Genomic DNA, 24,123 nt, shown 5'->3' on the forward strand with positions numbered 1-24,123 from the left:
CAGATTGGGGAGAAGGACATGGCGGCGCTGCCCGAGACCATGACGGCGATCGAGATCAGCCAGCCCGGCGGACCCGAAGTGCTGAAGCCGGCCAAGCGGCCGGTGCCGAAGCCGGGAGCGAACGAGCTGCTGGTCAAGGTGGCCGCCGCCGGGGTCAACCGGCCGGATGTGGCGCAGCGACTGGGCTTCTACCCGCCGCCGCCCGGCGCGCCGGACATCCCGGGCCTGGAGATCGCGGGCGAGGTGGTGGCCGCGGGTCCCGGCATCGAAGGCGGCTGGAAGATCGGCGACAAGCTCTGTGCCCTCGTCATCGGCGGCGGCTATGCCGAGTACTGCATCGCGCCGGCGCCGCAATGCCTCGCCATCCCCAAGGGCTATGACATGGTCAAGGCGGCGGCGCTGCCGGAGACCTTCTTCACGGTGTGGACCAACGTGTTCGAGCGCGGCGCGCTGAAGCCGGACGAGACCCTGCTGGTGCATGGCGGCGCCAGCGGCATCGGCACCACCACCATCCAGCTCGCCAAGGCGTTCGGCGCCAAGGTGCTGGCCACCGCCGGCTCCGACGAGCGGGTCAAGGCCTGCCTCAAGCTCGGCGCCGACCGGGCGATCAACTACAAGACCGAGGATTTCGCCGCCGTGGTGAAGGATTTCACTGGGGGCAAGGGCGTCGACGTCGTGCTCGACATGGTCGGCGGCAGCTATCTCGCCAAGAACCTGGACAGCCTCGCGGTCGAGGGGCGGCTGGTCCTCATCGCCACCCTCGGCGGCACCAAGGCCGAGGCCAACCTCAACACCATCATGGTCAAGCGGCTGACCGTCACCGGCTCGACGCTCCGGCCGCGGACCGTGGCGCAGAAGGCGACCATCGCCGTGGCCTTGCGCGGCCGGGTCTGGCCCTTGCTGGACCAGGGCAAGCTCGCCCCGGTGATCGACCGTACCTTCCCGCTCGCGCAAGCCGCCGAGGCGCACAGGGCGCTGGACGGCGACCACACCGGCAAAATCATGTTGACGGTGGGCTGAGGGCGCGCTTTTTTCCGCCCGACTCCCCACATACTGAAACTGTGATTTAGACCGGCTTGTCCCGCTCAGTTCAGGGACGCCGGTTAAGGAGAGACCATGAACAAGCCCCTGATGCCGAAGGCGACGGCCGTCTGGCTGATCGAGAACACCACGCTCACCTTCGATCAGGTCGCCGATTTCTGCGGCCTGCACCCGCTGGAGGTGAAGGGGATCGCCGATGGCGAGGTGGCGGCCGGCATCGTCGGCATGGACCCGATCGCCAACGGCCAGCTGACCCGCGACGATATCGAGCGCTGCCAGAAGGACCCGCAGACGCGGCTCAAGATGGCCAAGACGGCGATCGAGCTGCCCAAGCGCAAGGGCCGCGGCGGCCGCTACACGCCGGTTTCCAAGCGCCAGGACAAGCCGGACGCCATCGCCTGGATCGTCAAGTTCCACCCGGAAGTGACGGACGCGGCGATCTCCAAGCTGCTCGGCACCACCAAGTCGACCATCCAGCAGATCCGCGACCGCAGCCACTGGAACTACCAGAACATCCGCCCGCGCGATCCGGTCGGCCTCGGCCTCTGCACCCAGATCGACCTGGACGAGGCGGTGCGCAAGGCGCAGGGCCGCCGCGCCGCGATGAAGCTGCCGGAGGACCAGGAGCCGCCGCCGCCCGCGCCCGAGCCGGAGGCCCAGGCGCCCGAGCCGGACGAGGAGGAATCCGACGTCCCGAGCGTGGAAAGCGTGTTCGGCCCGCGCAGCTGAAGCAGCCCAATCCGATTTGCATTTGGCGCCCAGTCGAGGGCGCCATCTGCATTCGCGGATCTGAACGATCCGCCGCTACTCAAGGACGATGCGGGAGTCCTTGGCTCCGTTGAGCAAGCGCTTGAGATGGAAGGTGGCGAGGCGATCGCCGCTGCGCTTGCCGACCAGAGCGGCGAAGGCGGCGACCGCGCCCGGGTCACCCGCCTCCAACAGACTGAACGCCTCCAGGTAGTCGGCGGTGGCCGGATCGGCGGCGCGATCCGCGCCGAGCGGCTCGTAGGCTTTCAGCGGCTCGGAGCGGCCGCGCAGCATCAGGTCGCCCACGGGCCGGCATCTGACGCCGTCGGCGCTAGCGCTGACGGCAGCGCTGATGCAGATCGTCGTACCCAGCTGCTTGTTGGCGTTTTCGAGCCGCGCCGCCGTGTTGATGATGTCGCCATAGGCCGTGTATTCGAAGAAGCGAGCGCCGCCGAAATTGCCGACCAGTGCCGGCCCGGCATCGATGCCGATGCGGGTCACGCCGAGTGCTATTCCGTCGTCCGCTACCTTCTGTCGGAAACCCTCGGCATGGCGGTCCAGCGCAAGCGCGCAGTTGACGGCGCGGACGGCGTGGTCCGGCTGGTCACTCGGCGCGCCGAACAGCACATGCAGCCCGTCGCCCAGGATCTTCGTCAAGGTCCCTTCGTGGGCGAAGACGATGTCTGCCATGCCGGTCAGGTAGTCGTTCAGCAACGGGCCCAATACGTCGGGCGGCAGCGTCTCCACCAGGGTGGTGAAGCCGGTGATGTCGGTGAAGAGCGAGGCGATCACGCGCCTGTGGCCGCTCAGGTCGAGGCCGCCCTCGCCGCTGGCCAGCCGGTCCACCAGATTGGGCGAGAAGTAGCGTGAGAGGGTCGCGTAGTTCCGCTCGGCCGCGGCGAGGCGCCGCCGCGCCTCGCGCAGCGTCTCGACATGGCGGATCGTCTTCTCGACCGTCGCTTCGAGGTCGGCGAAATCGATCGGCTTGGTCAGGAAATCGAAGGCGCCGCGGTTCATCGCGGTGCGGATGTTGGCCATGTCGCCATAGGCCGACAGCATGATGGTGGATAGCTTCTCCTCGGACTCCTGCAGTTTCTGCAGGAGGGACAGCCCGTCCATGCGCGGCATGTTGATGTCACTGACCACCATGTCGATTTCGGGGGTGGCCTGCAGGACGGCGAGCGCCTCGACCCCGTCGCGGGCGAACAGGAGCTTTACGGTGCCGTCGCGGATCTGCCGCCGGAACTTCTGTGCGACCAGCGCTTCCAGGTCCGGCTCGTCGTCGACGAAGAGGATTGTGGCCGTCATGCGGGAGTCTCGAGGCGCCGCTCTATCTCGGCACGCAGCAGGGCGAAATCGATCGGCTTGCTGAGCAGGGCTTCGGCCCCACCGGCACGGGCACGTCGTTCCGTATCCGCGTCACCATAGGCCGTGATCATGATGACAGGCACGTCGGGGCGCACGGCCTTGGCACGGGGCAGCAGTTCGAGGCCGGTCATGCCCGGCATGTTGATGTCGGACAGAATCAGTATGAGCGATATCCCGGCTGCGTCGGCGATCCGTTCCAGGGCGCGGTCGCCGGATGGCGCGAAGTCCATGACGAACCGCCCGGCCCGCAGGTCGCGCCGGAACTGCTGACGGAACAGCAGCTCCACATCGGGCTCGTCATCCACCACCAGGATCAGCGGGTTCACGGATGGCCCCCCTCTTTGGCCACGGCGGCGCGTGGCAGGACGATGCGGAACTCGGTGAACTCGTCCGGTGCCGTGTCGACCTCGATGCTGCCGCCATGCTGCTTGACGACGATGTCATGGCTGAGCGACAGGCCGAGACCGGTGCCCTCGCCGGCCGGCTTGGTGGTGAAGAATGGATTGAAGATCTTCTCTTTCACATGCGGCGGGATGCCGGTGCCATTGTCGCGGATTCGGATCTCGACCCTATCGCCGAGGTCGCGCGTCGCCGCACTGATCCTGGGCTCGAAATTGTCGATCGCCTGGGCTTTCCGCATGGTCACGGCATAGAAGCCGTTGGAAATGAGGTTGAGCAGAACGCGCGTGATCTCCTGCGCGAACAAATCGGCCTTTCCGGCGGCGGGATCGAGGGATTTCTGGATGGTGACGTTGAAGCCCGGCTTCTCCGCCCTGGCGCCGTGGTAGGCGAGGTTGAGGCTCTCCTCGACGATGCCGTTGATATCGGCGATCCGGCGCTCGCCGCTGCCCTCGCGGGAATGCAGCAACATGTTCTTCACGATCGAATCGGCGCGCTTGCCGTGCTGTTCCACTTTTTCGAGGTTGCCGCGTAGGGTTTCGGTTAGATCGTCGACCTCGGCACGAACGTCCGCGGTGAACGCGACGCGATCCAGGATCTCGCGCAGCTCAGCGATCAGGTCGCCGGAAAGCGCGGCGAAATTGTTGACGAAGTTCAGCGGGTTCTTGATCTCGTGGGCGATGCCTGCGGTCAACTGACCGAGCGAGGCGAGCTTCTCGGTCTGGACCAGCCTGTCCTGCGCCGCCCGCAGTTCCTCGATCGACTGCGACAGCTCGCGCGTGCGTGCCTGCAGCTCGTCGAACAGGCGCACGTTCTCGATCGCGATCACCGCCTGGTCGGCGAAGGTGGTAACGAGCTCGATCTGCTTTGCGGTGAACGGCTGGGCCTCTTTCTTGGAGAGGAAAATGACGCCAACAACACTTCCCTCGCGCATGAGCGGTGCGCCCAGGGCCGCCCGATAGCCGCCGAGTTGCTGCGCGCCATGCCAGGTGTATTCGGTATCGGCAAGAACATCGGTCACGTGAATGGTTCGCCGCTCGAGCGCGGCGCGCCCTGTGATGCTGCCTTTCTCGGGGCGTACCTCCCTGTTGCCGAAATATTCCCGAATCCGCGCGTGCTCTTCAGTCGAGAGACCGAAGCCTGCCGCCCAGCGAAACAGCTCGCCATCGGAGCGAAATAGCCAGCCGTCATTGGCATCGCAGAGGCGAACCGCCGACTCGATCAGCGTATCGAGCACGCTTTGCAGGTCGAATGCCGAGCGGCTGATTACCTTCAGCACATCGGCTGTGGCAGTCTGTTGCTGGAGCGATTCGGTCAGATCCTCCGTCCGCGCCTGCGCCTCCTTGAACAGGCGAACGTTCTCGATCGCAATCACCGCCTGGTCGGCGAAGGTCTTGAGAATCGAGCGCTGCTTCTCGGAAAGCGGGCCCGGTGGAACACGCACGACGCTCAAGGCACCGATCGCCGTGTCGCCGCGCAGCATCGGGACGATGGTCACGGCGCGGTAGCCACTGCCGAGGAAATTGCGACTGCCGACCGCAAACTGGGCCGGCGCCTCTCGCACGTCCGGCACGTCCACGACCTCTCGGTCCAGGATGGCGGCACTGTGCATGTAGTCACGCGACAGCGGAAACGGGAAGCGGCGTCGCCAGGCTTCGGCGCGGTCGGGATCCGGCTCGGCGACGGCCACCGCTTTGACCACGCCGTCTTCGGGCAGCGCGATGCTAATGGCGGCCTCAGGAAACAACTTCAGTCCGCTCTGTACGATGGCATCGAAGACCGGCTGCGTATCGGTCAGCGAATTGCTGATGACGGTCAGGATCTCGCTGGTGGCCGTTTGCTGCTCCAGGGCCTCGGTCATCTCGCGCGTGCGCGCTTGAAGAGCGTCGACGAGCCGGACGTTCGCGATGGCAATCGCGGATTGGTCAGCAAAGGTCTCGACCAGTTCGATTTCCTGCCGAGTGAACGATCCCGGCTGGAACCGAAACAGATTGATGACCCCGATTACATCGCCCTCGCGCAACATGGGCACGCCGAGCGCCGCGCGGAAGCCCATCAGCCGCTGCGCCGCGGGCCGGCCAAAGTCGGGATCGGCCAGGACATCCGGGATGTGCACCGTCTGCTCCTCGATGATTGCTCGGCCGAACACCGAGCCTCGGTCGGGCTTCGTCGTGTAGCGCGCGAAATGATCGCGCCATTCCGGTGTGCAGCCGTAGGTGGCGGCGAGCCGGTAGACCTCGTCGTCGCGGCGTCGAATCGTCGCAATGTCCGCGTTGCAGAGGCGCGCCGCCGAGTCCAGCAGCGTGTCGAGGACGGATTGCAGATCGAAGGCCGAGCGGCTGATGACCTTGAGCACGTCCGCAGTGGCAGTCTGCTGCCGGAGGGACTCCATCAGATCTCGCGTACGCGCCTGAACTTCCTCGAACAGGCGCACATTTTCGATGGCGATGGCCGCTTGGTCCGCGAAAGTGGAAACCAACTCGATTTCCTTCGCGCTAAAGGGGCGCACTTCCGACCGGGTCAGAACCAGCACGCCGATGGGCACGCCTTCGCGCAGCATTGGCACGCCGATCGCCGATCGGTAGTTGTCGATCTGCTGCGCTTCGATGAGGCCATACTCCGGATCGGCGAGAACGTCCGGGATGTGGACGGTGCGGCCTCCGAGCAGCGCGCGGCCGCTGATGGTGCTGCGCTCGGGCAGCACCGGCAAGGTGCGCACGTGGTTCATGAAATCCGGCGAGAAGCCGAAATACTCCTCACGATAGAAGATGCCGTCGCGTTGCCGCGTGATGGTGGCCTTGTCGGCATCGCAGAGTCGGGCTGCCGATTCGACCAGCGTCTGCAGCACAGTCGCTAGATCGAAGGTGGAGCGGCTGATGACCTTGAGCACGTCCGCGGTCGCGGTCTGCTGCGCCAGCGATTCGGTGAGATCCTCGGTCCTCCTGTTGAGCTCCGACAGCAGGCGGGCGTTCTCCATGGCAATAACCGCCTGGTCGGCGAAGCTTGTGAGAAGGGCGATCTGTTTGTCGCTGAATGGGCTCACCTCCTGGCGGTAGATGGTGATCACGCCGATGGAATTGCCATCCTTCATCAGCGGCACGGCGAGGACGGTGCGTGCCCCGCCGAGTTCGAGGTACTTTCGCCGGATATCGTTGAGCGGCAGGTCCTTGATATCGAGCTGCTGCTTTGGCTGGCCTGCGATGGCGGCGCCGGCCGTGGCCGTTTCCGGGCCGAGCTGTAGGGGGCCCGAGGTCAGGTACGCGGCGAAGTCCGGCGGTACGTCATGTAAAGCGAGCGTCTCGAACCCGGCCTCTGCCTTTCTGAACAGAATGCCGAATTTGGCCGAGCAGATGCGGACGGCGTTTTCCAGTAAGGCGGCGAAGACGGGACTGAGATCTCCCGGTGAGCGGTTGATGACGCTGAGAATCTCGGAGGTCGCCGTCTGCCGCTCCAGGGCCTCTGCAAGCTCGCGCGAACGGCCCTGGACCTCTTCGACAAGACGAGCGTTCTCGATCGCGATCACCGCCTGGTCGGCGAAGGTGGTGACGAGGTCGATCTGGCGGTCTGTGAAAGGTCGGACATCGCGCCGGCCGAGAAAGATCACGCCAATCGGCATTCCTTCGCGCAGCAGTGGCACGCCGAGCAGGGTCCTGAATCCGGCCTTTTTCTGCGGAGCGGCATAGGCATATTCCGGGTCGGCCAGGACGTCGGCGATATGCTGCGTCCGCCCCTCGAGCAGCACGCGACCGATCACGCTGCCGCGCCCAGGCACGAGGGGGATGCTCCGCGCGTACTCGACCCAGTCGAGCGAGAAATTGTGGTTGGTAACATGATAGAAGCGGTCGCCGATCTGGCGGGCGATCGACGCCATGTCGGCACCGCAGAGTTGCGCTGCGGTTACGGTCAATTGCTGCAGGACCGACTGCAGGTCGAATGCCGATTGGCTGATGGTCTTCAGCACATCGGCGGCGACAGCCTGCTCAGTGCGCGCCTGCATGAGATCGCGCCGCAGCTCCGCAACCTGGCGTTGCAGCGATTCGACTTCACCCAGATTTGAATCTAGGGCACCCGGAGCAGATACAGACGCAACAACCCCCATGCGTCGCGCCGGGCGTCCGGCGGCGCTCTTGTCGTTGCCTCCCTTGTCGCGCCGCCCCATCGCGCCGCCCAGCCCAAGCTTTGGCTGAACGGATTAGGGCTTTTTGCGAAGGTCTCTGTCAATCAGGTCATGGGCGTCGCGGCAGCGATCGCAGATCGACGACCAATCGTCGCCCGGCGGCGCTCGCGGGCTCGCCTTCGCTGACCGTGACCTGGACAGGCGAGAGACCAAGTTCGCGGCGCATCACTGTCACCGCGTCTCGCGCATTGAACGTGAAGCGCGTCGACAGGAAGCCGACCTCGTCGGTGCCGGTTGCGCCGGTCGCGGGCGGGACGATGATCTCGACCGGCGCGTCGCGCAATTCACCAGCAGATGCGATGGCCGACCTCAGTGCTGCGGTCTCGCGCGCGGCCGGTGCGACCATCGCCTCTAGCCGCGATGTCGCGTGGTAGCCGAGCGCCAACGCCATGGCGAGGGCGGACAGGCGGTCGGCCCAGCCGCGGCCATAGCTGGCGGCGAGCGTGGCAACGATAGCGACCGAGATCGGCAGGGCGAGGCGATAAGTTTCGAGGCGATATCCGGTCAATGCGGCCGGCGCGCCGGCGAGCAGGATCGCGCTGATCACAAGGGCGAGGCGGAGGCTGAAACGCGGTGCGCGTTGCAGCCAGATCAGGACAATGGCGATGCTTAGGGCGGCGAGGCCGAGCGCCGGCGCCCAGGGCCAGATCGACGCGTCAAACCACAGTGCCGCGCCGCGCGGCACAAGTCGTGCGGCGAACCAGGCAAGGCCAACCAGGGGATCGGCGAGGATGGCGGTGCGCTCGGGATCCATGGCCTGGTAGCGGGCATAGATCTCTGGGAAGACGAGGCGGGCGAAGAACAGGTAGCCGGCGGCATAGGCGCCGACGGCCACCACCGCGATGGTGAGATAGCGCCGGAGCGCCCGCGACAGCCATGTGATCCGCGACCGCGTGGCGAGCGCCGCGAACAGGGCGACGTAGACCATGGCGATCTGCTGGTGGGCGGCGAAGGCCGCGGCGAGCAGCACGGCGGCCGTCGCCGACCAGGCAACCGCATGGTCGCCGCGCAGCGACCGCTGCGCCGCGAGTGCCGCCAGCACCGCGAGCAGCCAGCCGGTGGCGAGGCAGCCGATGCCGAGCCAATAGCCGATGGCGAGCGCGCCGGGCAGGGCAAGCAGGGAGAAAGACCAGCCCGCCGCTACCCAGCGATCGACGCCTTCGCGCTCGAGGAAATGCGCGGTCGCGATCGCCGCCGCCGCGAGCTGGAGGATCACGGCGAGGCGGCCGATCCAGGCGGTGTCGATGGTCGCGAACAGGCTGAAATGGACGAAGGTACAGGCCGAACAGACCGGCCGGCCCATCAGCACGAGATGCAGGAAGCTCGGGCTCGACCGGAACGCCCAGGGCTCGGCAACGCGGTGAACCCAGTCGTCGTGGTAGAGGTAGGTGCCGAGGAGGGCCGGCAGAAACATCGCCAGCGCCCCGGCGGCGAGCAGCAAGGCGGCCAGAAGGCCGCCCCACCGATCTGCGAATCGTCGCGCGCTTGGCATTGCCGCCGCTTATAGCCGGCGGCGGGGACGAGGCCAGAGCCGTGCCGGCCTTCAGGCGGTTACCGGGTCGGAGGCCGCAAGGAATGCCGTGCTCAACCCCATCGAATCGGCGAATGGCCGTTCCGCCTGCAGGGCCTGACGGAAGGCGGGGCGCCGGATCTGCTGGCGGAAGTAGCGGCCGAGCTTCGGATACCGCGCCGGGTCGAGCGCGTGGCCGAGATAGTGGAAATTGATCAGGTTGCTGACGACCGCGATATCGGCGATGCCGAAAGCGTCGCCGACCAGGTGCTCGCCATCGACCTGGGCTTCGAGATAGCCGAGCACCTTCGGCGCCGCCTGCCCGAGCACGGATGCGATCGCCGCCTGGTCGCTCGGCTGCTTCAGGATGTTGGGCCGGATCACCTGTTGGAAGAACAGGCCGTGGATCACTTCGCGGAACACGGTGCCGTCGGCATATTCCTCGAGCCAGAGCGCCTCGGCGAAGGGCCCGGCCGCGGCCGGATAGAGCGCGGGTTGCGGCTGGCGACGCTCGAGCCAGGCGCAGATCGCCGATGAGTCCCGGAGCACCAGGTCGCCCTCGGTGACGACCGGGATCTTGCCGGTCGGGCTCAGCGTTGCCCAGCCCGGCGGCGGATCGAACGGGATGACCGGCTCGTTTCGATACGCGATCTGCTTTTCGAGCGCGGCCACGATGACCTTGCGCGTGTGCACGGAGACGGGAAGGCCATGGATGGTGAGCATCTTCGCTGTCCTCTCGGTTCGGGCGGCGCGGCGGCCGCGGGTTGAATGGGGCGCACGTCGGGTCGTCCCGGCGGAATGGTCCGCCGGTTGCGGTGGCGCTGATTGTCGGAGGCGGCGGGCTCAGGCCGCCCTGGCCACCGGGAACTGGATCTCCATCACGGTGTCGTGCTGGTCCGGGCGCTGGAATGGCAGTTCCAAAAACACTTCGCGCCCAGGCCCGGCGATCGCGTAGTCGTTGGCATCCATCCAGAGCCCGAGCGCCCCGAAGGCGAGATGGCTCTGATAATCGGGGCCGCGGCGCACCAGGGTCGCCATCCTGTCGACCGCCGGCAGCTCGCCGATCGCAAGCGCGCGACCGTCGGTCGTCGCGATCCTCCGGTTGATGCTGCGCGCCAGCACGAAGCCGATCTCAAGATCGAGCTGCTCGTCCTCGAAATCCGAATGCGCGACGACGACGAGGGCGCCGCGCGCATCGATCGGCACTTGCCGCGCGGTCTCCCGGGCGAGCTCGCGCAAGGTGGCGACCGCCTCGTCCATGCCGGCAAAGGTGCGGCGGAGCGCGAGAAAGCTTTGCGCGGCAACCGGCTTCAGCACGACGTCGTAGTCGGCGAGCCGGCCCTGCTCGTCGATCTGCTGCAGCCGGCTCTCGACATGCCGGAGCCTTGCCGCCTGCTCGCCGAGCGAGCGTTCGAGCTCGGCCTTGCGCAAGGTCAGCATGCCGCGGATCTCCTCGACCGAGATCGTCTCTTCGAGCAGGCGGGCGACCTGGTCGAGCGTAAGCCCGAGCTCCTTCAGCGCCAGGACGCGGTTCAGCCGGCCAAGCTGGTCGGCGGTGTAGTAGCGGTAGCCCGTCGCCGGGTCGACGCGCTGCGGCGACAGCAGGCCGATGCTGTCGTAGTAGCGCAGCAGCCGCCCCGAGACCCGCGCGATGCGGGAGAATTCGCCGATCCTGAACATTTCGCCCGACGCCCGTCCCTGTTGTCGTAAAGGGACTCTCCGGTTTGACGCGGCGTCAAAGTCAAGCGGGCTCTGTTCACGCCTTCGTCAGAACGTCTTCGCGCCGTTGACGGGCAGCCGGACGCCGTAGAGCGAGGTGGTGCCGCAGATGAAGAGATAGTTCCGCTTCGGCCCGCCGAAGCAGACATTGGCGACGAATTCCGGCACCCGCACCTTGCCGAGCAGCGCCGCATCGTTCGGGTCCAGCACATGCACGCCGTCATGCGCGCTGGACCAGATGCGGCCTTCGGTGTCGATGCGGAAGCCGTCGAACACGCCGACCGTGCATTCGGCGAAGACGCCGCGGTCCTTAAGTTTGCCGTCGTCGCCGACATCGAAGCGGCGCATGTGGCGCGGCCCGTCCTTCACATGGCTGCGGCCGGTATCGGAGACGTAGAGCACGCGCTCGTCGGGCGAGAAGGCAAGCCCGTTCGGCCGCACCATGTCGTCGACCATCGCCTCGACCGCGGCGGATTGGGGATCGACGCGGTAGACGCGGCAGGCCGCCTGCTCGATCTCGCCTTTGTTGCCTTCGTAATCGGTGTCGGAGCCATAGGTCGGGTCGGTGAACCAGATCGAGCCGTCGGACTTCACCACCACGTCGTTCGGGCTGTTCAGCCGCTTGCCCTGGTAGCGGTCGGCGATCACGGTGATCCGGCCGTCATGCTCGGTCCGCGTCACCCGGCGGTTGCCGTGCTCGCAGGAGACGAGGCGGCCTTGGGCGTCGACGGTGTTGCCGTTCGAGTTGCCGGCCGGTGCGCGGAAGACGGAAACCGAACCGTCGCATTCGTCGAACCGCAGCATGCGGTCGTTCGGGATGTCGGACCAGACGAGATAGCGCCCGGCCGGGAACCAGGCCGGCCCCTCGGCCCAGCGGCAGCCGGTCCACAGCTTGTCGAGGCGGGCGCTACGCACGAACAGCCGCTGCCGCTCGTCCAGAATCTCGAAATCGCCGACGATCATGCTGCTCCCCTCCGATCGACAGCATCACAATAAACGGATTCACCACGGAGGACGCAGAGGACGCGGAGGCACGCGGAGGAAAAAAGCCCTCCCCCAACAAGTTGAGGGAGGGCTTTCTTTCTCCGCGGTCTCCGCGGTGAAAAAATCAGTCCAGCTCGAACTTGTCCTTGTAGTCGAGCTTCAAGGCCGGGTTCTGGTCCTCCTTGCGGAGGATGCAGTTGCCGACCACCAGCATCTCGATATCCGAGCCCATGAAGCAGCGGAAGGCGTCTTCCGGGGTGCAGACGATCGGCTCGCCGCGCACGTTGAAGCTGGTGTTGACCAGCACGGGGCAGCCGGTGCGCTGCTTGAACGCCGTCAGCAGCGCGTGATAGCGGGGATTGGTCTCGGCATGCACGGTCTGGATGCGGGCCGAGTAGTCGACATGGGTGACGGCTGGGATCTCGGAGCGCGGCACGTTCAGCTTGTCGATGCCGAACAACGCCTGTTCCTCCGCCGTCATCTGGCGGCGGCGCGGCGCCACCACGTCGGCGACCAGCAGCATGTAGGGGCTGTCGGCGTCGAGCTCGAACCAGTCCGCCACGTCCTCGCGCCGCACCGAGGGCGCGAAGGGGCGGAAGCTTTCGCGGTATTTGACGCGCAGGTTGAGCGTCTTCTGCATCGAGGGCGAGCGCGGATCGCCCAGGATCGAGCGACCGCCGAGCGCGCGCGGGCCGAACTCCATGCGGCCCTGGAACCAGCCGATCGCCTTCTCTGCGACGAGGCCGTCCACCGTCTCGGCGATCAGCTTCGCATCGTCGACCGACGCGAATCGGGCGCCGGCCGCCGTGAGGCGCTGCTCGATCTCGGCCTGCGAATAGGCGGGCCCGAGATAGGAGCCGGCCATGCCGTCCAGCGCGCCGTTCAGCTGGCGCGCCCCGTCCTGGAACTGGTGATAGGCGTTGAGCGCGGCACCGAGCGCGCCGCCGGCATCGCCGGCCGCCGGCTGGATCCACAGGCGCTGGAAATCGCCGGCGCGCAGGATCTTGCCGTTCGCCACGCAATTGAGCGCGACGCCGCCGGCCAGGCAGAGATTCTTCTGGCCGGTCTCGGCGGCGAGGCTCTTGGCGAGGCGCAGCACGACTTCCTCGAGCACCGCCTGCACCGAGGCGGCGAGATCCATCTCGCGCTGGGTCATCCACTGCTCCGGCTGGCGCGCCGGGCCGCCGAACAGCGCGTCGAACTTCGCGTTGGTCATGCGAAGCCCGGTGCAATAGTCGAAATACGACATGTCGAGCCGGAACGAGCCGTCCGGCTTCAGGTCGATCAGGTTGTCGAGGATGGCCTGGGCGTATTTCGGCTCGCCATAGGGCGCGAGGCCCATGACCTTGTACTCGCCGGAATTGACCTTGAAGCCAGTGTAGTAGGTGAAGGCGGAATAGAGCAGGCCCAGCGAATGCGGGAAGTGGATCTCGCGCAGGATCTCGAGCCGGTTGCCGCGGCCGTGCGCGAGCGAGGTGGTGGCCCATTCGCCGACGCCGTCCATGGTCAGGATGGCGGCTTCCTCGAACGGCGAGGGGAAGAAGGCGCTGGCGGCGTGGCTCTGGTGATGCTCGCCGAACAGCAGCCGCGTTTCCCAGTCGAAATCCGGGGCGGCTTGCTTGAGCTCGTCCTTGAGAAGCTTCTTCTGGAAGAGCTTCTCCTTCAGCCAGAGCGGCATCGCCTTGACGAAGGAGGGGAAGCCGCGCGGCGCGAAGGCGAGATAGGTCTCGAGCAGCCGCTCGAACTTCAGGAACGGCTTGTCGTAGAACGCCACGTAGTCGACATCCTTGAGCGCCACGCCGGCCTCGGCGAGGCAATAGTCGACGGCGCGGTGCGGAAATCCCGAATCGTGCTTCTTGCGGGTGAAGCGCTCTTCCTGGGCCGCCGCGACGATGCGCCCGTCCTCGACCAGCGCCGCGGCGCTGTCGTGGTAGAAGGCGGAGAGTCCCAGGATGCGCAAGCGAGGCCGGGCCTCAGAAGATCGTGTAGATGAACGGCGCGACGGCGGAGCCCTTGGTCAGCACCACGAGGCCGCCGAACAGGATCATCATCACGAAGATCGGCAGCAGCCAGAATTTCTTGCGGACCCGCATGAACATCCAGATCTCGCGCAGGAAGGACAGCATCGGCGGGGTTTCCTGAGGCCTTGAGTCAGAATTGGTGGCGCATGGTGTCCGGCGCAGGGCCGGGCGGGTCGCGGGGGATCCAGTAGGATTTCGCCTGCCGGTCGAAGCGCAGGCGGAGGAAGTCCTTGCCGATCAGCCGGGCGGCAACGCCCATCGGCGTGATCACGCCGAAGAACAGCAGGCCCATGACCAGCGGGTTGATCACGTGGTGGAGCAGAAGGCCGAACCTGAGCCAAAGCCGATTGAGCGGCCCCAGCAGGCCGGGCACGGCGAGCGCGAGGCCGGCGAAGACGGCGGCGGCGGCGAGTGCATAAGGCCACCAGTTGCCATCGCGCCAATACGACACGCCGGCCAGGATCAGCGCCACCATGGCGAAGGTCAGGCCGAAGGACCGGTCGGACGATCCCTTGACCACTTCCTCGCGGGTGAATGTCTCGTGGGTCTGCCCGGCCGCTTTCGCCATGCTCGATGTCTGCAAATCCGACGCCCGCAGATCGCGGGTCGTCCGGCGCAATTTGATGCCTGATCGTGCCGGCGGCCCTTTCGGCCGCACCGACGCGGCCGGCAGGTCGAAGCCGGTAGCTAGGGGATAGCTGCCGGGCGCGCCTTGTGTCAATCGCTACGCTTGAGGGTGTCGCCGTCGAGGGGCGCCGAATTGCCGGGCAGGAGCCGGCCCTCCCTGAGGCCGCGGGCGAGCGCCGCGGCGACCACCCGGTTGCCGGCGGCGTTCAGATGCTCGTCTTCGAACTGGTGGAACAGCGGACTGGCGGAGGTCGCGGCCGCGGCATTGAAATGCCGCAGCACCGGGATGTAAGCCGCACCGATCTCGGCGGCGAAGGCGGCAAGCTCGCGATTGATCCTCCCGACATCGAGCTTGATGCCGGGGAATGCGTCCCGCACCCGTGCCTGCGTGGCGGCGTCGCCTTGCAGCATGGAAGGGGCAACGAAAATGCCGAAGCCGGCGCCCATGGCGCGTGCTTCCGCCTGCATTTCGCCGATCAGCGCCCGGGTGACCCGCCACGCCTCGGACCATAGCTTTTCATATTCCTCCGCGGTTCTGCCGTTCAGGCCGAGCCGGGGGTCGAATTCGGCCAAATGGGGCCAGCCCGGATAGATGTTCGGATCCACCGGTTCGGCGATCAGCTTGTGTCTCGCCACGCCGACGAGGCGCAGCAGGGCGGAGTTCTGCAGCATCCGCCTGACCGCGCCGCGCTGGGCGAGCTTCTCGCGCCGCTTGGCCTCGCGCTCGGCGTGCTGGTACTCGATCACCAGCCGGCCGTCGCCGTCGAGCGAGGCAAAGGGCCGCCGCTGGCTGCCCTGGTAGAGCCGCTGCAACGGCTCGTGGTTGGTCTGGACGTCGTTGCTCGGCGTGAAGGCAAGCAGAACCAGGTCGGGCCGGTACTTGCGTCCCTCGTCCTTCAGGAACAGGTTCTCTTGCACGTTGCTGTAGGCGGCGACGCTGAGATTGATCACCTCGACCTTCAGCGGCGCGAGCATTTCGGCGAGCAGGACGGGAACCGTATTCTGATCGTCGGTGCCGCTGCTGAACATCGCGGAATCGCCGACGATCATGATGCGGAATATTCCGGGCGTACGCTCGTAACCGATCTCCGGCCCGCGCAGGCCGCGACTGTTGACCACCACCGGGACCTTGTAATCGAGCTCCTGCTTGGTGGTGACGACGTTGGGCCGCAAGGTCCATCCGCGCGTCGGATGCGGTTCGTGGAACCTCTGGCTGAAATCCGGCTCGGCGAGCGAACCGTAGAAGAAGGCCCGCAAGCCGAACTCGACGACCACCAGCGCCAATCCGATCGATATCACGGCCAAAAGGCCGTTGCCGAGACCGCGCAGGAAAGCGGATCGGGACATGCGATGGTCTCCCTTTGTCGCGCCGGTGCGGTGCGTCGTCGATGGGCGAGGCGGAAAGCCCCGCCGTGCATTCACCGCTACTTGATGAGCAGGACGGCATTGCCGGCGCCGTCTCCCACGATGGGGGCCGAGCTCGTATCGGGGTAGACGCGGATCTGAACATAGCCGCCGGCACCACCCAGCCGGTGCGCCCAACTCGACAAGGACGGACCGTTCAAGGCATGCGAGGCGTCGGCGGCAAGCCGTGCCAGAAACCGGCGAATACCCGAAAGCGCCAGGTATCCGGTGTAGTCCGTCGCCTCCGACTCGCGCTTGTAGATCTGTGCCAGCGAAAGGACGCGCGACGCTTCCTCCGTCCCGGTCCAGGGGCGGCGCAGACGCTCGCGTTGGGAGCCGTCCGATCGGCGGTCGAGCTGCGTATAGGAGACAAAGTTGCGCCGCTCGTGCGGCAGGCGGTCGGGATTTGCGGTGAACACGGCCGTGAGCTCCCACCGCCGATCCGCCGTCCAGAACAGGCAGGCAAGATTCCGCTGCAGAGCCATCCGCTCAAACGACCTGGCACAAAACGAATGCAGATGCGGCAGGAACAGCACCTGGTTCACCACCGGCTCGAACCAGGAATCCGGCACGGACAGGATGATGAGCCCGTCCGGCTTCAGATGCGCCTGCATCCAGGCGAAGGCTTCGTGCGCGTTGTAGATGTGCTCGATCACATGATTGGCATAGATGACGTCGAAACGCCGGTCGTCGGGAACTGCCGCATAGCCGCCCTGGAACACTCGGCCGGGAAACCGCTTGCCGCTTGCTGCCGCGCGGAAGGGGGACATCTCGGTACCCCAAAGGTCGGTGAATCCCGCCTCTGCCAGGCCGGCCAGCAGGTCGCCCTTGCCGCAGCCGATGTCGAGGATCGCAGCGTCCCGCCGGTCGAAGCGCAGATCCTCGAGGAGGCGTGCCATCCGCCGTTTCACGCCGGTCGGCGTCTTGATCTCCTGCCCGACCCGCTCCCCGCCGGCGGTGTTCCAGATCGCCTCGTAGAAGCGGGCGATAGATTCGGGCGGCGGCGGATTGGCGTAGAAGATGCCGTCACAGCCGGCGCATTGAACCACCCGCAAGCGGCATCTCCATTCCGGCTGGCCGATCTCCACCAGGGTTTCGCGGTCGGCGGTCGAATCGCAGATCGGGCAGCGGGGATGCGATGGGAACGAAGCAACTTCCGCCTCCGTCACGGCGGTCGTGTAGGTCCAACCGTGACTTACGCGTTCGATCGTGGCGCTCATGAGGCAGGCTGTGCCCTTCGGTATGCGGTGGCGGAGCAACTTAATTTGCCGGGCGGCGGCCAGCAACGCTCATGGGACGGGCCGCGAGCCCGCGTCGCGGACCGGTGCCGACCGGCCGCCGAACCACCGTGGATCGTTTGCCGACCGTGCCCGCAGTCTGCTTCAGCCACGTGAGAGATGTTCCAAGTGTCCAAAATACACTCTAGAAGTCGATCCCCCTGCCGTCCCTACGTTCATCGTCCCTTGATCATGCGCAATTTCATCGCCGGACTTTTCGTTCTTCTGTTCACCTTGATTCTCAGTGCGGCCGGGCTGGAGCTCTTGGTGCGTCTCGCCTATGGCGATGGCAGCAATTTCGACATCGAGATGTGGCGCTATGCCAGGGAGCTGAAGCGGGTAAGCGTCATTCCGGGCGTGGGGCACGAGCATCGGGCGAACACCTCGGGCGTCTATATGGGCGTGCCGGTGACGATCAACTCGGCGGGCCTGCGCGGCCGGGAATACGCGCCGGACAAGTCCCCGGGCACGGTCCGCATTCTGATGCTGGGCGATTCGGTCACCTTCGGTTGGGGCACGCCCGAGGAAGGGACGACGTCGACGGCGCTGGAGCGCAATCTCAATGCGGGTGCGGCCTCTGCCCGCTTCGAGGTGATCAATACCGGCGTCGGCAATACCAACACCGCGATGCAGGTCGCCTATTTCCTGCACAAAGGCGTCGCGTTCCAGGCGGATGTGGTGGTGCTGAACTATTTCATCAACGACGCGGAAGAGACGCCGACGAAGCAGGACAGCTGGCTGACCGACTGGTCCTATGCAGCCGTGTTCATCGCCGGTCGGCTCGATATCCTGGAGCGGAGCTACTTCGGCAAGGCGGACTGGCGCGAGTATTACCGCGACCTCTACCGGCCAGGTGCGCCCGGATGGCAGGAGGCCGAGCGGCGCTTCGCCGAGCTCGCCGCGTTCTGCCGGGAACGGGGCGTCCGGCTTCTGGTGGTGAACTATCCCGAGCTGCACGAGCTCGCCGACTATCCTTTCCCCGAGGTCACGGCGCGCGTCGCGGCGCTGGCCGAGAGCGAGAAGCTGCCCTTCCTCGACCTGCTGCCCTCGATCCGCAGCCAGGTGCCGGACAGCCTCTGGGTCACGCCGACCGATTCGCATCCGAATGCGAAAGCGGCGGAGCTGTTCTCCGCCGCCATCGCCGACAAGCTGCGCACGAGCTATCCGGACCTGTTCGCCAGCGAGCCGCCCGAGCCGCAGCAGACATCGGGCGACGCGGCCGCCAGAGGCGGCTGATCTTCGACCTAGGCGGCCAGCGCCGTCTCGTTGCCGAGCGCGGCTTCGCCGTCCAGCACGGCAGCCACCGCATGCACGACCGAGGCAATGCGCACCGCCGCCTGCACCTGCTCGACGGTCAGGCCGTGCTTCCTCAGCTCCCGCTCATGCGCGTCGATGCACATGCCGCAACCGTTGACGGCCGACACCGCGAGCGACCAGAGCTCGAAATCCGCCTTCTCCACGCCCGGCTGCGCGATCACGTTCATGCGCAGCTTAGCGGGCAGGGTCTTGTAGTCCGAGGCGGTCGAGAGGTGGACGAAGCGGTAGTAGATGTTGTTCATCCCCATGATCGCCGCGGCCGCCTTGGCCGCGTTGAGCGCCTGGGGCGACAGCTTGGGCCCGAATTCCGCCACTACGTCGGCGATGGTCTCGGCATTGCGCGAAGCGAGCGCCGAGGCGACGAAGCTGCCGGCACGCTGCTGCTCGGTCAGCGACGGCTCGGCGGCGAGCGTGCCGAGGTTCAGCTTCAGGTCCTTGGCGTAATCGGGCAGGCGGCCCTTCAGGGCTTCGAGGGACATTGCGGGGCTCCTTGGGGGGCGGATTCCGGAAAAGGAAGACGAGAGGCGGGCGGGGGGATTTCCCGCCTCTCGCTTCAGGGCTTCGGGACGTCAGGCGGCCTTCAGGACCTCCTCGCCCTTCTGCCAGTTGCACGGGCAGAGCTCGTCGGTCTGCAGCGCGTCAAGCACGCGCAGCACTTCCTGCGGGTTGCGGCCGACCGAAAGGTCGTTGACCGAGACGAAGCGGATCACGCCCTCCGGGTCGACGATGAAGGTGGCGCGCAGGCACACGCCCTCCTGCTTGTCGAGGATGCCGAGCGATTGCGACAGCTCGCGCTTGATGTCGGCCAGCATGGCGAAGGGCAGCTGCTTCAGGTCGTCGTGATTCTGCCGCCAGGCGAGGTGCACGAACTCGCTGTCGGTGGAGACGCCGTAGACGACCGCCTCGCGGTCCTTGAACTCGCCGTTCAGCTTGCCGAAGGCGGCGATCTCGGTCGGGCAGACGAAGGTGAAGTCCTTCGGCCAGAAGAACACGACCTTCCACTTGCCCTGGTTGGAGGCATCGGAAATGTCGGTGAAGGCGGTCTTCGGGTCGGTCGAGACCACGGCCTTCAGGTTGAACGCGGGAAACTTGTCGCCTGTCGTCAGCATGTCGATGTCACTCCACGGGGTTTGTCTGGTCGGAGAGGGGGCTCTCCCTCGGCCCGGAAGATGGCAACCTTCCCTTGATCGTTCCAACACATTAATCTGGTCTCAGTGATCGATTATTTCGATAATTGAGAATCGTTTGCAAGAGGATGAGAAATGCTGCTGCCGAGCCTGCGCCAGCTCCGGTATCTGGTCGCGCTGGCCGAAACCAATCATTTCGGGCGCGCCGCCGATGCCTGCAATGTGACGCAGTCGACGCTCAGCGCCGGCATCAAGGAGCTCGAAACGGTGCTCGGCGCGCCGCTGGTCGACCGCACGCGGCGTTCGGTGGTGCTGACCCCGCTCGGCCGCGACACGGTCGAGCGCGCCCGCCGTCTGATCGACGAGGCGGGCGAGCTGGTGGCGGCGGCCCGGGTCGGCGCCGAGCCGCTATCCGGCACGCTCCGGCTCGGCGTCATCCCGACCATCGCGCCGTTCGTCTTGCCCAAGGTGATGCCGCGGCTCCGCCGCCGCTATCCCAAGCTCCGCCTTTACCTGCGCGAGGAGAAGACGCCGGTCCTGATCGAGCAGCTGCAGGCGGGCCGCCTCGATGCCGGGCTGCTGGCCTTGCCCTGCGATTGCGGCTCGGCCGACCGGCTGGCGCTGTTCCGCGATCCCTTCCTGTTCGCCTGTCCGCCGGGCCATCGCCTCGCCAACCGCAAGACGGTGAAGCCGGAGGATCTGGCCGCCGAGCAGCTGCTGTTGCTGGAGGACGGCCACTGCCTGCGCGACCAGGCGCTGGCCGCCTGCGCGCTGGCCGACCGGCGCCAGGTCGAGCCTTTCGCCGCCACCTCGCTGCAGACCCTGGTGCCGATGGTGGAAAGCGGGCTCGGCGTCACCCTGCTCCCCAAGCTCGCCATCGATGGCGGCCTGCTCCGTGGCTCCAAGCTGGTCACGGTGCCGCTCAGCGGCGACAATGCGGAACGGTCGGTCGGTCTTGCCTGGCGCAAGGGAAGTGCCCGGCGGCCCGATTTCGAGCGGCTGGGCGAGGAGATCCGCGCCGCGGCCGAGACCCAGCGGGGGAGGGAGGCGGCATGAAGAGCGGGGCCTTGCGGGCGCTGGTGCAGCGGGAGGGGCCGAAGCACGGCGCCTGCATCATGGAATTCGCCACACCGGGCATCGGCCATATCCTGAAAGCCGGCGGCGCCGAATTCTGCTTCCTCGACATGGAGCATTCCGGCTTCGATCTCGGCGAGGTGAAGCGGGTGCTGCGCTATCTCGAAGCGGCGGCGCTGCCGACCTTCGTCCGCCCGCCCTCCAAGGCCTATCACCATATCGCGGGCGTACTGGATGCCGGCGCCGAGGGCCTGCTGCTGCCGATGGTGGGCTCGGCGGAGGAGATGGAGGGCATCGTCCGCTCGATGAAATACGTGCCGGAGGGTGGTCGCGGCGTGGCGCTCGGCATCGCGCATGACGGCTATCGGCCGGGCCCGGTACTGGAGAAGCTCGCCCGCGCCAATCGCGAGACGGTCTGCATCGCCCTGATCGAGACTCGATCGGGCGTCGAGAATGTCGAGGCGATCGCCGCCGTGCCGGGCGTCGACGTGCTGTGGATCGGCCATTTCGACATGTCGTGCAGCCTTGGCCATCCGGGCGACTTCGCCCATCCGTCCTTCGTCGCCGCGGTCGAGCGGGTGCGCCGCGCCGCCTTGGCGCAGGGCCGAGGCCTCGGCCGCCTGGTCAGCGGCGTGGAAGAAGGGCTCAAGCTGCAGAACGAGGGCGTCGACTGGATCTGCCTGCAGACCGATATCGACCTGCTCAGAAGCGCGCTGACCACCGGCATCGCGCAACTCAAGGAAGGCTGAAATCCTCGCCCGCGGCGGTGTCAGGTTCTAGACTGCCCGGCCCAGCAGATTCGGGTCAGTTATGCCGCTCGACGACAATCAGAAGCAGGAAATCGCGGAAGCCCGCGGCCAGACCGCCGCCACCCGCCGGCCGACCGTGCCGGCGCTGGAGGAGATCCTGTTCGAGGCTCTGCCGGTGCTCGATCACGGTTTCGTCCGGGTGGTCGATTACATGGGCGATGACGGCGCCGTGGTGCAGGCGGCGCGGGTCTCCTATGGCCGCGGCACCAAGCGGGTCAGCGAGGATCGCGGCCTGATCAACTACCTGATGCGGCACCGGCACACGACGCCGTTCGAGATGTGCGAGATCAAGTTCCACGTGAAGCTGCCGATCTTCGTGGCGCGGCAATGGATCCGCCATCGTACCGCCAATGTGAACGAGTACTCGGCGCGCTATTCGATCCTGGACAACGAGTTCTACCTGCCGGCGCCGGCCCATCTCGCCGCGCAGTCGAGCGTCAACCGCCAGGGACGCGGCGATGTGCTGGAAGGCGACGAGGCGGCGAAGGTGCTGGCGATGCTGAAACGCGATGCCGAGCAGTCCTATGCCGACTACGCCTGGATGCTGAACGAGACGCCCGAGGGCGGCGTGGCGGATGAGAGCCGCAGCGGCCTGGCGCGCGAGCTGGCGCGCATGAACCTGTCGCTCAACTTCTATACGCAGTGGTACTGGAAGATCGACCTCTACAACTTCATGCACTTCCTGTCGCTGCGCGCCGAGGCGCATGCGCAGTACGAGATCCGCGTCTATGCCGACGCGATGATGAACGTGCTGAAGCGCTGGGTGCCGATGACGCACGATGCCTTCGTCGACTACCGCATGGGCGGCTATGCGCTCTCGGCCAAGGCGCTGGCCGCGGTGAAGCGCATGCTGGCCGGCGAGACGGTGGATCAAGCCGCGTCCGGGATGAGCGCGCGGGAATGGCGCGAGCTGATGACGGCATTGGAGCGCGAACAGAAATGAGCAACCGCAAGAACCGCGCCTGGCGGCTCGCCGCGCGCCCCGCCGGCGCGATCAAGAAAAGCGATTTCCGCCTCGCCGAGGAGCCGGTGCTGAGCCCGAAACCGGGCGAGGCGCTGGTGCGCACCATCTATCTCTCGCTCGATCCGACCAACCGGATCTGGATGAGCGATGTCGACCAGTACATGCCGCCGGTCGGGATCGGCGACGTGATGCGCGGCGGCACCATCGGTGTGGTGGAGGAGAGCAACGACCCGAACCTGAAGCCGGGCGAGATCGTGCAGGGCATGTGGGGCTGGCAGGACTATGCCTGCGTGCCCGCTGCGGCGCTGCGCGCGCGCATCCCGGCCGGCGATCCGACGCCGCTGACCGCCTATATGAGCGTGCTGGGCGGCACCGGCCTCACCGCCTATTTCGGCCTGCTCGAGCTCGGTCAACCCAAAGAGGGCGAGACGGTGGTGGTGAGCGCGGCGGCCGGCGCCGTCGGCTCGATCGTCGGCCAGATCGCCAAGCTGAAGGGCTGCCGCGTGGTCGGCATCGCCGGCACGGACGAGAAATGCCGCTGGCTCACCGCCGAGCTCGGCTTCGACGCGGCGATCAACTACCGCAGGGAGAACGTGCTGGAGGCGCTGCGCAAGCACTGCCCGAAGGGGATCGACGTCGATTTCGAGAATGTCGGCGGCGACATCCTGGATGCCGTGCTGACCCTGGTGAACAACTACGCCCGCGTCGTGCTCTGCGGCCTGATCTCGACCTACAACGAGAACACCGAGGTGCCGGGGCCGGCCAAGTTCGCCAATATCCTGATGAAGCGTGTGAAGCTCCAGGGCTTCATCGTCACCGATTTCCTCAAGCGCTTCCCGGAAGGCCGCGCCCAGCTCGCCGAATGGGTCAAGGCCGGCAAGCTGAAATACCAGGTCGACGTGGTGCCGGGCCTGGAGAACGCGCCAAAAGCCGTCGGCAAGCTGTTCACCGGCGAGAACAAGGGCAAGCTGATGGTGCAGGTGTCGGAGGAACCGAAACGGTAGTCTCCCTTCTCCCGCACCGCGGGAGAAGGGCGGGGATGAGGGCATGCTCGCGTGCGCTGCCGGAACACGCACACCCTCGCCCAACCCTCTCCCTCGGTGAGGGAGAGCGACTGTGTGTGAGTGTCAAGGTTTGGCATGGGCATTTTGGTAGTGCCTGGCGAGGATAGCGTTGAGATGGACGACGATCTTTCGCATGCAGGCGACGATGGCGACCTTTTTGGGCTTTCCGCGTTCGATGAGGCCGCGGTGGAAGGCGCGAATGGTCTGATCGGATCGGATGGCGGCGAGGGTTGCCATGTAGAGGGTGGCTCGGATGCCGGCCCTTCCGCCCCAGATCATGCGGCGTCCCCGGAGGGTGCCGCTGTCGCGGGCATAGGGGGCGAGGCCGACCAGGGCGGCGATCTTCTTGCCGGAGGTGCGGCCGAGCTCGGGGAGCTCGGCGACCAGGGTGCGGGCGGTGACCTTGCCGATGCCGGGCTGGCTCTCGAGCAGGTCGACGACATCACGCCAGATCGGGCTCTGGCGGATGGCATCGTCGAGATCGCGGTCGAGGC

General features: G+C 66.5%; 22 protein-coding genes. 7 read left to right on the forward strand and 15 right to left on the reverse strand.

The genetic code is table 11. The annotated features are described in order from the left end of the window. Positions 1–39 precede the first annotated feature (39 nt). Together DT074_RS04990 and DT074_RS04995 are read left to right on the forward strand one after the other, a co-directional pair. Positions 40–1,020, forward strand: a complete 981-nt coding sequence (locus tag DT074_RS04990; RefSeq protein ID WP_119418741.1) for an NAD(P)H-quinone oxidoreductase — start codon at positions 40–42, stop codon at positions 1,018–1,020. A 96-nt stretch (positions 1,021–1,116) separates the two neighbouring features. Continuing rightward, entirely contained in the window at positions 1,117–1,770 is a 654-nt protein-coding gene (locus tag DT074_RS04995) for a DUF1013 domain-containing protein (RefSeq protein WP_119418714.1), read from the forward strand. Between the two features lie 75 nt (positions 1,771–1,845). Here DT074_RS04995 and DT074_RS05000 read toward each other — a convergent pair whose 3' ends face one another. The 12 genes from DT074_RS05000 to DT074_RS05050 all read right to left on the reverse strand — a co-directional run bounded on the left by DT074_RS05000 (position 1,846) and on the right by DT074_RS05050 (position 17,283). Beyond that, positions 1,846–3,096 carry an adenylate/guanylate cyclase domain-containing protein gene (locus DT074_RS05000; protein WP_119418715.1) on the reverse strand — a complete coding sequence of 417 codons (1,251 nt, stop codon included), beginning with the start codon at positions 3,094–3,096 and terminating at the stop codon, positions 1,846–1,848. Continuing rightward, a complete protein-coding gene (locus tag DT074_RS05005; protein WP_119418716.1) occupies positions 3,093–3,482 on the reverse strand; it encodes a response regulator in 390 nt (129 codons plus the stop codon). The genes DT074_RS05000 and DT074_RS05005 overlap by 4 nt, the downstream gene beginning before the upstream one ends. Continuing rightward, positions 3,479–7,714, reverse strand: coding sequence for a GAF domain-containing protein (locus DT074_RS05010; protein ID WP_119418717.1), 4,236 nt, complete (start codon positions 7,712–7,714; stop codon positions 3,479–3,481). Before DT074_RS05010 ends, DT074_RS05005 begins: the two co-directional genes overlap by 4 nt. 67 nt (positions 7,715–7,781) lie before the next feature. Further along, positions 7,782–9,146, reverse strand: a complete 1,365-nt coding sequence (locus DT074_RS05015; RefSeq protein ID WP_162914634.1) for a hypothetical protein — start codon at positions 9,144–9,146, stop codon at positions 7,782–7,784. 129 nt (positions 9,147–9,275) lie between these two features. Beyond that, the gene (locus tag DT074_RS05020; protein WP_119418719.1) at positions 9,276–9,965 is read right to left on the reverse strand and encodes a glutathione S-transferase family protein; all 690 of its coding nucleotides are present in this window, start codon (positions 9,963–9,965) and stop codon (positions 9,276–9,278) included. A 120-nt stretch (positions 9,966–10,085) separates the two neighbouring features. Continuing rightward, positions 10,086–10,922 carry a MerR family transcriptional regulator gene (locus DT074_RS05025; protein ID WP_119418720.1) on the reverse strand — a complete coding sequence of 279 codons (837 nt, stop codon included), beginning with the start codon at positions 10,920–10,922 and terminating at the stop codon, positions 10,086–10,088. An 87-nt stretch (positions 10,923–11,009) separates the two neighbouring features. Continuing rightward, a complete protein-coding gene (locus DT074_RS05030; RefSeq protein WP_119418721.1) occupies positions 11,010–11,924 on the reverse strand; it encodes an SMP-30/gluconolactonase/LRE family protein in 915 nt (304 codons plus the stop codon). Between the two features lie 145 nt (positions 11,925–12,069). Further along, entirely contained in the window at positions 12,070–13,905 is a 1,836-nt protein-coding gene (locus DT074_RS05035) for a carbamoyltransferase family protein (protein WP_119418722.1), read from the reverse strand. A 13-nt stretch (positions 13,906–13,918) separates the two neighbouring features. After that, positions 13,919–14,068 carry a DUF5989 family protein gene (locus tag DT074_RS27915; protein WP_438503664.1) on the reverse strand — a complete coding sequence of 50 codons (150 nt, stop codon included), beginning with the start codon at positions 14,066–14,068 and terminating at the stop codon, positions 13,919–13,921. 28 nt (positions 14,069–14,096) lie between these two features. Continuing rightward, positions 14,097–14,534: a hypothetical protein gene (locus DT074_RS05040; RefSeq protein ID WP_119418723.1), complete on the reverse strand. Its 438-nt coding sequence runs from the start codon at positions 14,532–14,534 to the stop codon at positions 14,097–14,099. Positions 14,535–14,683: 149 nt separating this feature from the next. Then, positions 14,684–15,940 carry an SGNH/GDSL hydrolase family protein gene (locus tag DT074_RS05045; protein WP_119418724.1) on the reverse strand — a complete coding sequence of 419 codons (1,257 nt, stop codon included), beginning with the start codon at positions 15,938–15,940 and terminating at the stop codon, positions 14,684–14,686. Between the two features lie 77 nt (positions 15,941–16,017). Then, complete coding sequence (locus DT074_RS05050; protein ID WP_162914635.1) at positions 16,018–17,283, reverse strand: class I SAM-dependent methyltransferase; 1,266 nt, start codon at positions 17,281–17,283, stop codon at positions 16,018–16,020. A gap of 183 nt (positions 17,284–17,466) precedes the next feature. On the opposite strand from DT074_RS05050, the gene DT074_RS05055 reads away from it, so the two are divergent. Beyond that, complete coding sequence (locus DT074_RS05055; RefSeq protein ID WP_368744432.1) at positions 17,467–18,510, forward strand: SGNH/GDSL hydrolase family protein; 1,044 nt, start codon at positions 17,467–17,469, stop codon at positions 18,508–18,510. Positions 18,511–18,518: 8 nt separating this feature from the next. On the opposite strand, the gene ahpD is transcribed toward DT074_RS05055, so the two are convergent. Next, a complete protein-coding gene (gene ahpD, locus DT074_RS05060) occupies positions 18,519–19,070 on the reverse strand; it encodes an alkylhydroperoxidase, AhpD family (RefSeq protein ID WP_119418727.1) in 552 nt (183 codons plus the stop codon). A 90-nt stretch (positions 19,071–19,160) separates the two neighbouring features. After that, positions 19,161–19,700: a peroxiredoxin gene (locus tag DT074_RS05065; RefSeq protein WP_119418728.1), complete on the reverse strand. Its 540-nt coding sequence runs from the start codon at positions 19,698–19,700 to the stop codon at positions 19,161–19,163. A gap of 153 nt (positions 19,701–19,853) precedes the next feature. On the opposite strand from DT074_RS05065, the gene DT074_RS05070 reads away from it, so the two are divergent. From DT074_RS05070 to DT074_RS05085, 4 genes are all read left to right on the forward strand, one after another. Further along, entirely contained in the window at positions 19,854–20,774 is a 921-nt protein-coding gene (locus DT074_RS05070) for a hydrogen peroxide-inducible genes activator (protein ID WP_119418729.1), read from the forward strand. After that, positions 20,771–21,541 (forward strand): HpcH/HpaI aldolase family protein, encoded by a 771-nt coding sequence (locus DT074_RS05075; protein ID WP_119418730.1) that lies wholly within the window; start codon positions 20,771–20,773, stop codon positions 21,539–21,541. Before DT074_RS05070 ends, DT074_RS05075 begins: the two co-directional genes overlap by 4 nt. Positions 21,542–21,602: 61 nt before the next feature. Next, on the forward strand, positions 21,603–22,544 hold the full coding sequence (gene thyX / locus DT074_RS05080) for an FAD-dependent thymidylate synthase (RefSeq protein ID WP_119418731.1): 942 nt from the start codon (positions 21,603–21,605) through the stop codon (positions 22,542–22,544). After that, positions 22,541–23,569, forward strand: coding sequence for an NADP-dependent oxidoreductase (locus tag DT074_RS05085; RefSeq protein ID WP_119418732.1), 1,029 nt, complete (start codon positions 22,541–22,543; stop codon positions 23,567–23,569). Before thyX ends, DT074_RS05085 begins: the two co-directional genes overlap by 4 nt. Positions 23,570–23,692: 123 nt before the next feature. Here the strand turns inward: DT074_RS05085 and DT074_RS05090 are convergent. Further along, positions 23,693–24,123, reverse strand: a 431-nt coding sequence (locus DT074_RS05090; RefSeq protein ID WP_162914637.1) for a transposase, incomplete at its 5' end; no start/stop codon positions are given.

This window comes from Desertibaculum subflavum, assembly GCA_003576705.1.
Classification (GTDB): domain Bacteria; phylum Pseudomonadota; class Alphaproteobacteria; order Ferrovibrionales; family Ferrovibrionaceae; genus Desertibaculum; species Desertibaculum subflavum.